This is a genomic window from Rhodanobacter sp. K2T2 (genome assembly GCF_013408815.1).
Classification (GTDB): Bacteria; Pseudomonadota; Gammaproteobacteria; order Xanthomonadales; family Rhodanobacteraceae; genus Rhodanobacter.
In genome coordinates this window covers 224,010-238,040 of record NZ_JACCCA010000007.1, presented here as the reverse complement: position 1 = coordinate 238,040, position 14,031 = coordinate 224,010, and the positions used below count along the sequence as shown (strand labels likewise).

Here is a 14,031-nt window from a genome sequence, read left to right as displayed (position 1 = left end):
CGCTGAAAAGGTCATCCACCCTGAAAGACCCCATGTTTTTATCCGGCATGGGGTTTTTTTATGGCTCCGCGTGCGCGATATCGCAGGGCTTCAACCGCTGACCGCATCCGCCCGATGCACCGTGACGCCGCTGGCGGTCAACGCCCCGCGCGTGGCGCGATCCACCGCATGTTCGATCACCAGATGATGCACTTCGTCCATGCCGGCAACTTGATATGTCGCGGCCGATCCCAGCTTGTCCTGCGTCACGACCACCACCGTTTCGCCGCTGGCCTCGATCATGGCCCGCTTCAGCAGCGCCTCTTCGCTGTCGAAACTCCACAAGCCGTGCTCAGCGTCGATGGCGCAGGCGCCGGGAAAGCAGAGATCGGCGCGAATGCGGCGGATGTCCTTGATCGCCTGCGCCCCGATGGCAGCGCCGATACCGGCGTGTATGCGACCGCCGATCAGCAGTACCTCGAAACCTTCGCGATCGATCAGGATGCGCGCCACGTCGGGTGCATTGGTGACCACGGTCAAGCCGAAATTTTCAGGTAGGGCCGTGGCGATGGCCGCGTTGGTCGAACCCGCATCGATCAGCAATACCTGATCCTGACGCACCAGCGTCACGGCCTTGCGCGCCAGCGCCATCTTCCGCTCGGCATGTTCTTGACGACGCTGTTTCAACGGCGTCGATGCCGCGGAAAGCGGGAGCGCGCCACCGTAGACGCGCTTGCACAGTCCTTGCGCCGCCAGCTCGCGCAGATCGCGACGAACCGCGTCCTCCGATACCCGAAACGTCTGCGCCAGTTCCACCGACACCACGCGACCATGACTGCGCAGCCGTTCGAGAATCCACTGCTGTCGTTCGCGCGGCAGCGCTTCGTCGGGCGTGGGCGTGGTCATGACGCGGTCGCCTCCGACAAGGGCGCCAGCAAGCCCATCGCGGCGAGCTCGCGGCGCAAGCCCGCCGCATCGCGAAACTGCAGCGCACGCATGCCGAGCGCCTTCGCTGCATCGACGTGCCGCAGCGTATCGTCGATGTAGACCGCGCGCGCCGCGTCGATACCACCGCGCGCCAGCAGCAGCCGAAAGATGGCCGGATCCGGTTTGATCAAACCCTCGGTGCCGGAAACCACGATGTCTTCGAACCACTGCAGAAAGGCATAGCGCTGCCGCGCAATGACGAACGTGTCGTGCGACCAGTTGGTCAAGGCAAACACGCGCACGCCGCGCTGACGCAGCGCATCGAGCACGGCCACGTTGTCGTGCAAGGCGCCGCCGAGCATTTCGTCCCAGCGCTCGCGGTAAGCGCGGATCAGCGACGCCTGCCGAGGGAATTTCGCCAATAAGAGCGCGATCGCCTCATCCCAAGAGCGACCGGCATCCTGCCGTTCGTTCCACTCGGGGCTGCATACCTCGGCGAGAAATCGTTCCATGGCCGTTTCATCGTCGAACAACTGGCGATAGAGATAGCGGGGATTCCAGTCGATCAGCACGCCACCGATATCGAAAATCACCGTATCGGGCGCAGGCTGCTCCGGTTCGTCGACCCATGCATCGTTCACGGCATTCACTCCATGCAAGAAAGAAGAAATCAACGGCGCACCACGCGCGCGGACGCCGCCACCAGCAGCAAGAGCGCCGCCACGCAGGCCAGCGCCGCAGGCAGAGTGGTTGCGTGGGCGACGAAGCCGATCAACGCCGGTCCCAGCAACAGGCCGGCGTAGCCCAGTGTGGTCACGGCGGCGATCGACACCGCCGGCGCGCTCGCCGGCAAACGGCCCGCCGCGCTGAACATCACCGGCACCACGTTGGCAGCGCCCAGGCCGACCAGCACAAAGCCGAGCAGCGCGGTGGCTTTCCACGGCAGCAACGCCGCGATGAGAAAACCGATCGCTGCCAGCGCTGCGCCCGCGCGCACCGTCCACACCGGGCCGAGCCACGCGACCAGGCGATCGCCGGTCAGCCGTCCAACGGCCATCGCCACTGAGAAACACGCATAGCCGATGCCGGCAGACGCCGCTGCAGTACCGCGAAAGTCGCGCAGCAGCAGCGCGCTCCAGTCGAGCATCGAGCCTTCCGCCAGAAAGATGACGAAGCAAAGCATGCCGACCAGCAGCAGCAATCCGCGGGGAAGGCGGAAGACGAACGCCGGTGCGGCCGCACCGCGCGTGGCAGCCGCCCCACGCAGCAGGCTGGCTTGCTGACTGAAAACGATGACCGCTATCGCCAGCGAGACAAGCAGCGCACAGGCCAATAAAGGCAGACCGCTGGCCAGCATCGCACTCATACCCGCGGCACCGACCAGACCGCCCACGCTGAAAAGCCCGTGGAAGCCGGACATCATCGCGCGACCCTGCAGCCGCTCGACGTCCACCGCATGCGCGTTCATCGCCACATCCACCGCGCCAAGCATCGCGCCGAAATAGAGCAGCCCCACGGCAAGCAACGGCAGCGTGGAAACCAGCGCCAACACCGGCAGAGCCAGACACATCAGAAGGCCCGCGGCGCCGATCACGCGGCGATTGCCGTAGCGACCGGCCAGCCAGCCGATCGCCGGCATCGACAGCATCGACCCACCGCCGAACGCCAGCAGCACGAGCCCGAGATCCGCATCGTCGAGATGAAGTCGGGCCTTGGCGTAGGGAACCATCGGCGCCCAGCTGGCCATCGCAAATCCCGCCATCAGAAAAATCAGGCGCGTCGCCAGGGCGGCTTTTTGCAAGGCCCGCCCTCCGACGGCTTCATACGGCTCTTGCACCACGTCGTTTAGAATATTCATAAACATATATAAACATGCATAAACATGCATTGCAAATCGTGCACGCTCGGTTGAGTCATTCCGGGCTCCCGCAAGGGGAACGCCGCACCGGCCGTCATGCCTGCGTGCCATAATTCGGGGCTTTCCCGCTGCCGAATCGCCGTCATCAAAACCGCCATGCCACGTCGCCTGCTCGTTACCCACGCCCTGCCCTACGCCAATGGCCCGCTGCATCTGGGCCACATGCTGGGTTATATCCAGACCGATATCTGGGCGCGTGCGCAGCGCATGATGGGCAACGAGGTGCATTTCGTGGCAGCGGACGACGCGCACGGCACGCCGATCATGCTGGCCGCCGAAAAGGCCGGCGTGTCGCCTGAAGCGTTTATCGCCGACATTCGTGCGGGTCACGAAGCGGACTTTTCGGACTTCCATTTCAGCTTCGACCACTATCACACCACGCATTCGGAAGAAAATCGCGAGCTGGCCTCGCTGATCTATACGCGACTGCGCGACGGCGCCCGGCGCGGCAGCGCGGAAAATCAAACCTACATCGCCCGCCGCAGCATCCAGCAGCTGTTCGATCCGGAAAAGGACATGTTCCTGCCGGACCGCTACATCAAGGGCGTGTGCCCCAACTGCGGCACGCCCGACCAGTACGGCGACAACTGCGAGAACTGCGGCGCCACGTATGCGCCGACCGACCTGATCGCCCCTTACTCGGTGATGTCCGGCGCCACGCCGGTGCTGCGTGATTCGGAGCACTACTTTTTCGAGCTGTCCAAGTTCGAACCGCTGCTGCGCGACTGGTTCGGCGGCAAATTCACTGCCGGCAAGCCGGTCGCCAACAGCGGCGTGGTGGCCAAGCTGATGGAGTGGCTGGACGGCGGCCTGAAGGACTGGGACATCTCGCGCGACGCGCCGTATTTCGGCTTTCCGATACCCGATGCGCCGGGCAAGTTTTTCTATGTGTGGCTGGATGCGCCGGTCGGCTACCTCGCCAGCTTCAAGGCGCTGTGCGACCGGACCGGGCTGACGTTCGACGACTTTCTGGCGCCGGACAGCACGGCCGAAATGCACCACTTCATCGGCAAGGACATCATCAATTTCCACGGCCTGTTCTGGCCGGCGATGCTGCACGGTGCGCAGCTGCGCACGCCGACGGCGCTGCACGTCAACGGCTACCTGTCGGTCAACGGCGCCAAGATGTCCAAGTCGCGCGGCACCTTCATCAAGGCCCGCACGTATCTCGATGCGGGCCTGCATCCGGAATTCCTGCGCTACTACTTTGCCACCATGCTCAGCGATGCGCCGGTCGACGTGGATCTCGACCTCAAGGCCTTCGAGGAGCGCGTCAATTCGCACCTGATCGGCAAGTGGGTGAATATTGCCAGCCGCACCGCCGGCTTCGTGCAGAAATTCTTCGACGGCAAGCTGGCCGATCATTTCGGCACCGAAGAATCCGCGCTGTGGCAAACCCTCCTGGCGCACTACGACGGCGTCGACGAGCTTTACGAAACCGGCGAATTTGCCGAGGTCACTCGCCGCTTCGTCACCATCGCCGATCTGGTCAACGGCTACATCGCGGCCAAGGCGCCGTGGCTGATGGCGAAAGACGACAGCCGTCGCGACGAACTGCAGCAGGTCTGCACGCTGGCGCTGAATGGCTTTCGCCTGCTGGCCGGACTGCTCAAGCCGATCCTGCCGGCAACCGTTGCCGCTGCCGAACAGTTCCTCGCTGCGCCGATCGGCAGCTTCGACGATGCGCGCCGTACGCTGTTCGGCCACACGATCCAGCCGTTCGAGTCGCTGCTCGGCCGCATCGATCCGAAACACGTCGAAGCTATGGTCGAAGCCTCGAAGGAATCGCTGGGCGCTCCCTCCAGCGAGCCGCCAGCGAAGGGCGCGCCGACTAAAAAACCCAAGGAATCCAGCAAGCCCATGAACGACAACCAGCCCACCAGCGGCGACGCCGCGGCGACATCGACCGTTTCCATCGACGATTTCGCCAAACTCGATCTGCGCATCGGCAAAGTCACCGCCTGCGAATTCGTGGAAGGCTCGGACAAGCTGCTGCGCTTCGCACTGGACGCCGGCAACCTCGGCACGCGCCAGATCTTCTCGGGCATTCGCGCCGCCTACGCCGAGCCGGAAAAACTCGTCGGCCGCAACGTGGTTTTCATCGCCAACCTCGCGCCGCGCAAGATGCGCTTCGGCCTGTCCGAAGGCATGATTCTTTCCGCCGGTGACGGTGGCAGCGATCTGTTTCTGCTCGATGCCGACCAGGGCGCCGCGCCGGGTGCCACTGTCCGCTGAGCGGCATCAGGCTTTCGTTGCGTCGCATTAGCCACACAGGAAGTCATGCGCATGCTGAAGACACAGTGCTTTTTGATTGTCGCCGCCCTGCTGCTCGGAACCCCAATCGCGCACGCCGAAGACACCTGCGGCAACAAGGCCGCCACCATCGTGCAGCAGGCCTACCCCGGGGCAAAAGCTTCAGCCGACAGCTTCCGCGTGGGCGATGCCAGTATCACGCTGCCCACGGCCGACGCTTCAGGTGATGACCCCCACGCGCTGATCTGCCGCGCGTGGCCCGCGTACCCGCAACGGCTGCTGGTGGCCGTGCCACTGATGACCAAGATCGATGACGACGGCAACGAGGGCGATCTCGATGTGCTGGTGATCGATCGAAACTCGCTGAAGGTCCAGTCGAGACTGCGCCTGCATGCGCGCATGAATGACGACGCCGTTCGCATCGCCGACATCCAGTTCGATACCGCGCGCTATCGACTCACGCCGGATCAGTCGGCTTTCGGGCTGCGCATCAGCCTCGAGGGGAGTTCTCGCCCCGATCCCTTCGGAGAAGTGGATCTGTCGCTCTATATGGTTGACCACGACAGGCTGCGCCCTGTGCTTGACGGGATAGTTACCCGCAAGAACGGCGGTGAATGGGATACCCAATGCGCGGGGACGTTCGACGAAACCCACCGCACGCTCGCCATGGACGCGGCTACGCACAATGGCTACGCCGATATCCTGGTGACCGAAAAGGCCTCCAGCACCACGGCCTCGGTGGGCAAGAACGGCGATTGCCAGCAGAAGATCAGCAAGCAGGATCAACCGGCTTATCGATTGAGTTACGACGGCAAAACGTATCCAGTGCCCAAGGCGTTGAAACCGCTGGAATGAAATCACCCGTCAGGCGTTTCGACGCTCGGTAAGGAAGGGACCGCTTAAGTCATTCGCACACATCGGCTAGCGCAGCTTATGAAACGGTCACGTCGCGCGCCGCCGTCCGCTGATCGCTTTCCATAAAAAGCCGGCTGCTTCGAGGCCGCCGGCTTTTATTTTATGAAGCTGCTGCGCAATCACGCCGGTGATTCAAACGTGCCCGGGCTGTTTTCGGTGCCGCTCCACTGCGCCGTGCGCTGCCGGCTGGCTTCGGACAAGGCCTTGCGCACGCCGGCCGCGTCGTAGTCCTTGCAGTAGACCGGCGTGCCGGGCTGCTGGCGCCACGACTCATCCAGGCCGCCGGCATCGATGGCATCGAAGCCCAGCTCCTCGACCAGCTTCAGCACGGCGGCCTTGGCAGCCGCTTCGTCGCCCGCGACCGGCAGCGCCACGCGTCCCGGCGTGCCCACCGGCGTGCCTTTGTCGCCGAGGCTCTTGGCGTAGATATTGTTGAACGCCTTGATCACCGGCCGACCCAACTGCTGCTCGACCCAGCGGCTCTCGATCAGGCCGCCCTCGATACCTTCGATGCGGCCGTCGCGCTCGCGCGGATAATAATTGCCGGTGTCGATCACCGTGACGCTGTCGGGTACGCCGGCGAACAGATCCTTGGGCAACTCCGGGATGCGCGACTGCTGGATCGTCACGACAACCACGTCGCCCGCGCGCGCCGCTTCGTGGGCGGTCACGGCCTTCGCGCCGGTCTTTGCCGCCACGTCGGCCAACGAGGCCGGTCCGCGCGAGTTGGCGATGGAAACCTGATGGCCGAGCTCGGTGAAACGTCGAGCCAGCGTGCCGCCGATCTGGCCGGCGCCGATGATGCCTATTTTCATGATGATTCCTCGATCTGGCGAAGGGTGTACCGAATACATGCGGCGATCGCTCGGCGATTCAACCCGCCGATAGACAGGCAGGCAAGCGGCTATACATGCATCGCAGCAGGTCGCCCGTCGTTACAATGCGACGGTGAACATCGAATCCTCTTTCCAAACGCTCGCCGACCGCATTGATGCGATCCTGCCGCAGACGCAGTGTGAGCAGTGCGGATACCACGGCTGCCGACCGTATGCCGAAGCCATAGCGCGCGGTGAAGCATCGATCAATCAATGCCCGCCCGGTGGCGCAGCAGGCATCGAGCGGCTCGCCTCGCTGTTGAATCGACCGATCGTACCGCTCGACCCGGATCACGGTGTCGAGAAGCCGCGTGCGCTGGCGCGCATCGTCGAGGCCGATTGCATTGGTTGCACCAAGTGCATCCAGGCCTGCCCGGTGGACGCGATCGTGGGCGCATCCAAAGTGATGCACACCGTCATCGCCGACGACTGCACCGGCTGCGAACTTTGCGTGCCCGCCTGCCCGGTCGACTGCATCGTGCTGCTGCCGATGCCTGCGACACAGATCGATCAAGCCCATGCCGATGCCGCACGCGAGCACTTCCAGCGGCGCGAAGCCCGACTGGAACGCCAGCGCCGGCAGCGTGACGCCGAGCTGGCGGCGCACAAGGCCGCCGTGGGGGAGCGCGTCGCACAACGCAATCCGGTGCTCGAAGCGCTCGCCCGCGCCAAAGCCAAAAAGCCGACCACCAACCCATGAAAAGTGAATCATGAAGCGCGCCGACGTCATCGAGCTGTTCACCCGCCTGCGCGAACTCAATCCGCACCCCACCACCGAACTGGCGTACAGCACACCGTTCGAACTGCTGGTCGCGGTGGTGCTGTCGGCGCAGGCCACCGATGTTGGCGTAAACAAGGCGACCAAGAAACTCTATCCGGTCGCCAACACCCCGCAAGCCATTTTCGATCTCGGCGAAGACGGCCTGAAGCGCTACATCAGCTCCATCGGATTGTTCAATGCCAAAGCGAAAAACGTGATCGCGCTATGCCGGCTGCTGATCGATCGGCATGACGGCGAGGTGCCCCGCGACCGTGCAGCGCTGGAAGCCCTGCCCGGAGTAGGCCGCAAAACCGCGAACGTGGTGCTCAACACCGCGTTCGGCGAACCGACCATGGCGGTCGATACGCATATCTTTCGCGTCGCCAATCGCACCGGCCTGGCGCCCGGCAAAGACGTGCGCGCGGTCGAAGACAAGCTGGTCAAGGTGATCCCGGACGAGTTCAAGATGGATGCCCACCACTGGCTGATCCTGCACGGCCGCTATGTGTGCAAGGCGCGCAAGCCGGACTGTCCGCAATGCGTGATTCGCGATCTTTGTCGGTTCAAGGACAAGACAGTGGAGAAGCGGTAAAACGGGGAACGGAAAGAGCGGATCACGGCGAGCTCAAGCTTTTGTTCCGCGTTCCCTGTTCCCCGTTCATCAAACTGGCAATTGCGCCCGCTCCAGCGCCGCGATGTGGCGCTCCAGCCGTGGCCCCAGGTAGCAGTGCGAACCGCAGGGCAGTAGGCCGACCTCGCCGAACTGGCGCAGATACCACGACGGCGCGCGCGAGACGAAGCCATGGTGATCGCCGGCCACATCGTCGCGACGGGTGAATACTTCGAGGAAGGCGATACCCTCCAGCATCTCGCCGATACCGACCAGGCCGGCGCGAATTTCCGCCGGCTTGAGATAGTGCAGCACATCGGTGCAAACGATCAGATCGAAGCGCGTATCGAAGCGCAGCTGCTCCAACTGCCCGAAACGCGCCAGCCCGATATTCCGGCGCCGGCCGTAACGCGCAACCACGTACTCGCTCGCATCGAGACCCCGATACGCGACGCCTGGCCGCAAGGACAACAGCGGCGCACGCCAAGTCGCCTCGCCACAGCCCACATCGAGTACGTTGCGCAGCGGCCGGCCGAGGTAATACTCCGCCTGCGCCACCACCATCGCCACCTTGCGCTTCAGCTCGGCAGGCGAGCCCACCGCGTGCTTCGGGTCGCGATACCACTTGTCGAAATAATCGCGATCGTAGGTCTTCGGCATGGTCGGTTCTCGGGTGATAAGGCGCGGCGATGGGCGATGCAGGGAAACGCCCGCCTGGCGCATATGGTATCCAATAGCGAAGACATCACCTCGCGTATGCGTGCGGCTTGTCAGCATCATGTTCTGAATCTTGCCGAAGGAATCCCTTATGCCCATGGTCCGTTTTCGTCTGATCGGCAGCCGCGCCAGCGCCGATTCGGTCATCGCCGCACTGCATGGCATCAACGACGTCGAGCATGTGGAAGAAGTCGACGATCTGATGCCGATGATGCGCGATGACTCCAGCTCCAGCGAGTCGGTCAGTGACAGCGAAGGCCAGGTCTACTGCATCGAAGTGGATACGCCGACCGACGAAGTCGCCGACACCGTGCGCGGCAGCGCCGAAGCGGTGGCCTACGAACTGGAAGCGGGCATCGAGTTCGTCGACGAGTTTTGACGCGGCTCGGCGTCGCAAAAACGCGCAGCGCGCTTCGATCATAAATAACTGCCCAGCTGGGTAGTTCTCGCGACGCGCCAGGTGAATCCAAGCCAACACAATCGTTTTATTTTCGTTGGCGAGTCAGCCGACCACGATTTCATACGTTGATAGGAAACAAGTCGCCTTCCGGCGGCGCTTTCGTCGTCTCGCGTGGGCATCGGCATGGTCTCGAAAACAGGCACTCGGGTACGCAAGGTATGGCCCGCGCTGGCAGTCGCTACGCTGTGCGTGCTGGCCGCCACGCCCGCGCTGTCGAGCGAACAGCCGCTCGGGAAGGAAGACATCGCCTGGCTGCAGCGGATCGGCTTCGGTATCGACTCGGCCGAATTGTCAGATTACCGAAAGCTTGGCCGCGTACGGTTTCTGGATGAACAGCTTGCCGACCGCCGCGACAATGCGCTGCCGCCCGAGGTCGCTTCGATGATTCAGAGCTACGAGGCCATCGACACCCCCATCAGCCAACTGGCAGTGCAGTTTCGCGATGCTCGACAGGGCATTCAGGCGATGCCGGACGGCGATGGCAAGATTGCCGCCAAAAAAGCGCTGCGCATCCACGGCCGCGAACTGGCGACGCAGGCTCAGCAAACCGAGTTGCTACGTGCCATTTACGGCACCGACCAGCTGAAAGAGCAAATGGTCTGGTTCTGGCTCAATCACTTCAGCGTCTATGCGGCCAAAGGCGGCGTCGCCATCGGTGCGGCCGACTACGAGGAAAACGTGATTCGCCCCCGCGCACTGGGCAAGTTCAAGGATCTGCTGCTGGCGACGCTGGAAAGCCCCGCGATGCTGCAGTTTCTCGACAACGCAAAAAACGTCAAGGACAAGACCAACGAGAACTACGCGCGCGAGCTCATGGAACTGCATACGCTGGGCGTCGGCTCGGGCTACAGCCAGCAGGATGTGCAGCAGCTGACGCTGATCCTCACCGGCGCCGGCCTGGCCCTCGGCAAGGGGGATGGCGCGGACCAGGGCTTTTTCCATCGCCAATCGCCCGGCATGGTGCGCAACGGCCTGTTCGTCTTCAACCCCAACAAGCACGATTTCAGCGACAAGATTTTTCTTGGCCACACGATCAAGGGCCGCGGCGCGGACGAAATCGCGCAGGCCGTGGACCTGATCGTGCAGCAGCCGGCTTGCGCGACATTCGTGTCAGGACAGATCGCGCAGTATTTCGTGGCCGATAAGCCGCCCGCCGCGCTGGTCGATGCCATGGCGAAGACGTTCCAGCGCACCGACGGCGATATCGCTTCCGTGCTGCGCACGATGTTTCTGTCCAAAGCGCTGACGGCCAGCCTGAACTCGGCCCATGAGGCCAGAAAGTTCAAGGACCCGACCCAGTTTCTGGTTTCCGCCATGCGGCTGGCTTACGATGGACAGCCGATCGGCAACGCGCAGCCGCTGGTGAACTGGCTCAACCAGATGGGCGAGCCGGTCTTCGGCCGCGTCACGCCTGACGGCTGGCCGCTGGATGGCGGCAACTGGTCGAGTTCCGGACAGATGGCCAAACGCTTCGACGTGGCGCATATGATCGGTAGCGGAAAAAACCGCCTCTTCGCCGTCGGCGATGCGCCGCCAGCGCGAGTCGATCCGCCGGTCATGAACAATACCGTATATCAGCAGACGATCGAGCCGATGCTATCGCCTAACACGCGCACCGCGTTGAGCAAGGCCACGTCACCGGAAGAATGGAATACGTTTGTGCTGTCCTCGCCGGAGTTCAATTACCGATGAGCCGGGTACGACTTATTTCGATGCTTATCAAATGCAACAACGCTGCGTTATTTCCAGAACACCCACTGAGTCGAGGTGCTTATGAACCGTCGTGAATTTCTGCTCGCTGCCGCCTCGGCGGCCGTCGCGCTGCCGACGCTGTCCTTCTCCGGCAAGCTGTTTGCGGCGCCCGCCAGCTCACCGCGCTTCCTGTTCGTTTTTCTGCGCGGCGGCTACGACTGCAACAACCTGCTGGTGCCTTACAGCAGCGACTTCTACTACGAGTCGCGGCCTACCCTGGCCATCGCCAAGCCCGACGTCGGCAACGCGAACAGTGCCATTGCGCTGGATGCCCACTGGGGGCTCAACCCGGTGCTGCGCGATTCGATCTATCCGCTATGGCAGCGCAAACAGGTCGCCTTCATCCCATTCGCCGGCACCGACGATCTCTCGCGCAGCCACTTCGAAACGCAGGACAACATTGAGCGCGGCCAGGCAGCGGGTGCTACCGGCAACTACCGTTCCGGCTTTCTCGCGCGACTGTCCGGCCAGCTCACCGGCGTGCCGACCATCGCCTTCACCAACGACCTGCCGCTGAGCCTGCAGGGCGCGGCCAAGGACGTGCCGAACATTTCGCTGCGCGGCAATACCGCCTCCTCGTTCGACGCGCGGCAGTCGGCCATCCTCACCGACATGTATCGCGGCACCCCGCTGGCTTCCGCCACGGCCGACGGCCTGGAGCTACGCAAGACGGTGTCGAAGGATCTGATGGACGAAATGGCCAAAGCGGGCCGCGGCGCACCGAGCGCACGCAACTTCGCCACTGAGACGCAGCGCATCGCCACCATGATGCGCGATCAGTACAAGCTCGGCTTTGTCGATGTCGGCGGCTGGGATACCCACGTCAACCAGGGCAGCGTCACCGGCGGCCTCGCCAATAACCTGAAAAATCTCGGCGACGGCCTGGCCGCCTACGCCGATGCGCTGGGCGACGAGTGGAACAACACCACGGTCGTGGTCGTCTCCGAGTTCGGCCGCACCTTCCGCGAAAACGGCGACAAGGGCACCGACCACGGCCACGGCACCGTGCACTGGGTGCTCGGCGGCAAGGTCAACGGTGGCCGCATCGCCGGTGAACAGATCGCCGTGACCCAACAAAATCTCTTGCAGAACCGCGACTATCAGGTGTTGAACAATTATCGCGACGTGCTCGCCGGCCTGCTCGGCCGCCTGTGGGGGCTGCAGGGCAACCGCATGCAGACGGTGTTCCCCGGCGCAAAGCCGCGCGATCTGCAGCTGGTCTGAGTGCGACGTCGCGCACGCTCGTTGAGCGGCGCGACGACTCTAAATGGATTTCACAGGAAACGCCTTGCATGCAACCCCAACGAATCGCCCTTTCGAAACGCCTTGTTATTTCCCGCCTGCGCATCGGCGCATGCCTCGTTCTGCTCGCTCCTCTCATCGCCAGCGCGCGCGGCACGGCGCCGCTGAAGCCCGATGACATCACCTGGCTGCGCCGCGACGGGTTCGGCCTGGATACCGCCGCGGTAACGCGTTATCGCGACCTGGGTCGAAACGGGCTGCTCGATGCGCAGCTCGCGGACCACATCAATGATTCACTGCCGCCACCCATCGCGTCGCTGCTCGACGGCTACCAGGCCATCGCCACGCCGCCACAGCAGCTGCTGATGGAGCTGGACGCCGCCCAGCAGCACGTCAAAACGATGCCGGACGGCCCCGATCAGGTCGCCGCGAAAAAGAATCTGCAGGACATGGGCAACCAGCTGCAGCAGCAGGCGCAGCAGGCCGAACTACTGCAGGCCGTCTATGGGCCGAACCAGCTCAAGGAGCAGCTGGTGTGGTTCTGGCTCAACCATTTCAGCGTCTACGCGCCGAAAGGACGCGTGCGCTGGGAGCTGGGCGATTACACGCAGAACGCCATTCGTCCGCACGCGCTCGGCAAGTTCCGCGATCTGGTGATGGCCACGCTGGAAAGCCCGGCGATGCTGGAATTTCTCGACAACAATCAGAACGCCAAAGGGCACGTCAACGAGAACTACGCGCGTGAGCTGATGGAGCTGCACACGCTGGGCGTGGGCTCGGGCTATTCGCAGCAGGACGTGCAGCAGTTGGCGCTGATCCTCTCCGGCGTCGGCATCGCGCCGACCAACGGCAAGCCGGAAAAATTCAATCCGAAGATGGCGCCGCTGGTGGTGCGCAACGGGCTGTTCGAGTTCAACCCGCAGCGGCACGATTTCAGCGACAAAGTGTTCCTCGGCCATACGATCAAGGGCAGCGGCTTCGACGAAGTAACCCAGGCCGTCGACCTGATCGTGCAACAACCGGCGTGCGGCGAATTCATCTCGCGCCAACTGGCCGAGTATTTCGTCTCCGACAATCCGCCACCGGCGCTGGTGAAGAAAATGGCGCACACCTTCCAGCGTAGCGGCGGCGATATCGCGAAGGTGATGCGCACCATGATCGAGTCGCGCGAATGGGTGGCCGGCACCGACCCGAAACGCCACGATGCAAAATTCGACGATCCGATGCGCTTCGTTGTCTCGTCGGTGCGCCTGGCTTTCGATGGCAAGCCCATCGCCAATGCGCTGCCGCTGGTCTATTGGCTCAACCAGCTGGACGAGCCGCTGTTCGGCCGCATCACGCCCGATGGCTGGCCGCTGGACGGCGCCAGCTGGTCCAGCTCCGGCCAGCTGACCCAGCGCTTCGACATCGCACGCGCGATCGGCAACGGCAACAACCTGCTGTTCACGCCGGCCGGCAGCACCGCGCGCGCTGCCGGTTTTCCGATGCTGACCACGCGCCTCTACTACGACACGATCGAGCCCTATCTGTCTGCGGCCACACACGATGCGCTGGCCAAGGCCAACTCGCAGCAGGAGTGGAACAGCTTTTTGCTGGCGTCGCCGGATCTCAATTACCGATGAT

General features: G+C 63.4%; 13 protein-coding genes. 8 read left to right on the top strand and 5 right to left on the bottom strand.

Features of this window, described 5'->3' with window-relative positions; genetic code table 11:
- Positions 1 to 90: 90 nt before the first annotated feature.
- From HDE78_RS13305 to HDE78_RS13295, 3 genes are read right to left on the bottom strand one after another with little or no spacing between them, the layout of a single operon-like run.
- Complete coding sequence (locus tag HDE78_RS13305; protein ID WP_179480235.1) at positions 91 to 885, bottom strand: DeoR/GlpR family DNA-binding transcription regulator; 795 nt, start codon at positions 883 to 885, stop codon at positions 91 to 93.
- Positions 882 to 1,547, bottom strand: a complete 666-nt coding sequence (locus tag HDE78_RS13300; protein ID WP_345776064.1) for an HAD family phosphatase — start codon at positions 1,545 to 1,547, stop codon at positions 882 to 884. The genes HDE78_RS13305 and HDE78_RS13300 overlap by 4 nt, the downstream gene beginning before the upstream one ends.
- A 29-nt stretch (positions 1,548 to 1,576) precedes the next feature.
- Positions 1,577 to 2,668: an MFS transporter gene (locus HDE78_RS13295; protein WP_179480375.1), complete on the bottom strand. Its 1,092-nt coding sequence runs from the start codon at positions 2,666 to 2,668 to the stop codon at positions 1,577 to 1,579.
- 252 nt (positions 2,669 to 2,920) lie between these two features.
- Here HDE78_RS13295 and metG point away from each other — a divergent pair, with 252 nt between their 5' ends.
- Together metG and HDE78_RS13285 are read left to right on the top strand one after the other, a co-directional pair.
- Positions 2,921 to 5,059, top strand: coding sequence for a methionine--tRNA ligase (gene metG / locus HDE78_RS13290; protein ID WP_179480233.1), 2,139 nt, complete (start codon positions 2,921 to 2,923; stop codon positions 5,057 to 5,059).
- A gap of 51 nt (positions 5,060 to 5,110) precedes the next feature.
- Positions 5,111 to 5,932, top strand: coding sequence for a hypothetical protein (locus HDE78_RS13285; protein ID WP_179480225.1), 822 nt, complete (start codon positions 5,111 to 5,113; stop codon positions 5,930 to 5,932).
- Positions 5,933 to 6,111: 179 nt separating this feature from the next.
- Here the strand turns inward: HDE78_RS13285 and HDE78_RS13280 are convergent, their stop codons facing one another.
- On the bottom strand, positions 6,112 to 6,807 hold the full coding sequence (locus tag HDE78_RS13280) for an NAD(P)-binding domain-containing protein (RefSeq protein ID WP_179480223.1): 696 nt from the start codon (positions 6,805 to 6,807) through the stop codon (positions 6,112 to 6,114).
- A 133-nt stretch (positions 6,808 to 6,940) separates the two neighbouring features.
- On the opposite strand from HDE78_RS13280, the gene rsxB reads away from it, so the two are divergent.
- Together rsxB and nth are read left to right on the top strand one after the other, a co-directional pair.
- Complete coding sequence (gene rsxB / locus HDE78_RS13275; RefSeq protein WP_345776063.1) at positions 6,941 to 7,567, top strand: electron transport complex subunit RsxB; 627 nt, start codon at positions 6,941 to 6,943, stop codon at positions 7,565 to 7,567.
- A 10-nt stretch (positions 7,568 to 7,577) separates the two neighbouring features.
- The gene (gene nth, locus HDE78_RS13270) at positions 7,578 to 8,219 is read left to right on the top strand and encodes an endonuclease III (RefSeq protein ID WP_179480221.1); all 642 of its coding nucleotides are present in this window, start codon (positions 7,578 to 7,580) and stop codon (positions 8,217 to 8,219) included.
- A 69-nt stretch (positions 8,220 to 8,288) separates the two neighbouring features.
- On the opposite strand, the gene HDE78_RS13265 is transcribed toward nth, so the two are convergent.
- The gene (locus HDE78_RS13265) at positions 8,289 to 8,897 is read right to left on the bottom strand and encodes a class I SAM-dependent methyltransferase (RefSeq protein ID WP_179480219.1); all 609 of its coding nucleotides are present in this window, start codon (positions 8,895 to 8,897) and stop codon (positions 8,289 to 8,291) included.
- Positions 8,898 to 9,045: 148 nt separating this feature from the next.
- Here HDE78_RS13265 and HDE78_RS13260 point away from each other — a divergent pair, with 148 nt between their 5' ends.
- The 4 genes from HDE78_RS13260 to HDE78_RS13245 all read left to right on the top strand — a co-directional run bounded on the left by HDE78_RS13260 (position 9,046) and on the right by HDE78_RS13245 (position 14,030).
- The gene (locus tag HDE78_RS13260) at positions 9,046 to 9,333 is read left to right on the top strand and encodes a hypothetical protein (protein ID WP_179480217.1); all 288 of its coding nucleotides are present in this window, start codon (positions 9,046 to 9,048) and stop codon (positions 9,331 to 9,333) included.
- 204 nt (positions 9,334 to 9,537) lie between these two features.
- Positions 9,538 to 11,106, top strand: coding sequence for a DUF1800 domain-containing protein (locus HDE78_RS13255; RefSeq protein WP_179480215.1), 1,569 nt, complete (start codon positions 9,538 to 9,540; stop codon positions 11,104 to 11,106).
- A gap of 81 nt (positions 11,107 to 11,187) precedes the next feature.
- The gene (locus tag HDE78_RS13250; protein WP_179480213.1) at positions 11,188 to 12,390 is read left to right on the top strand and encodes a DUF1501 domain-containing protein; all 1,203 of its coding nucleotides are present in this window, start codon (positions 11,188 to 11,190) and stop codon (positions 12,388 to 12,390) included.
- Between the two features lie 68 nt (positions 12,391 to 12,458).
- A complete protein-coding gene (locus HDE78_RS13245) occupies positions 12,459 to 14,030 on the top strand; it encodes a DUF1800 domain-containing protein (protein ID WP_179480211.1) in 1,572 nt (523 codons plus the stop codon).
- Position 14,031: the final 1 nt, after the last annotated feature.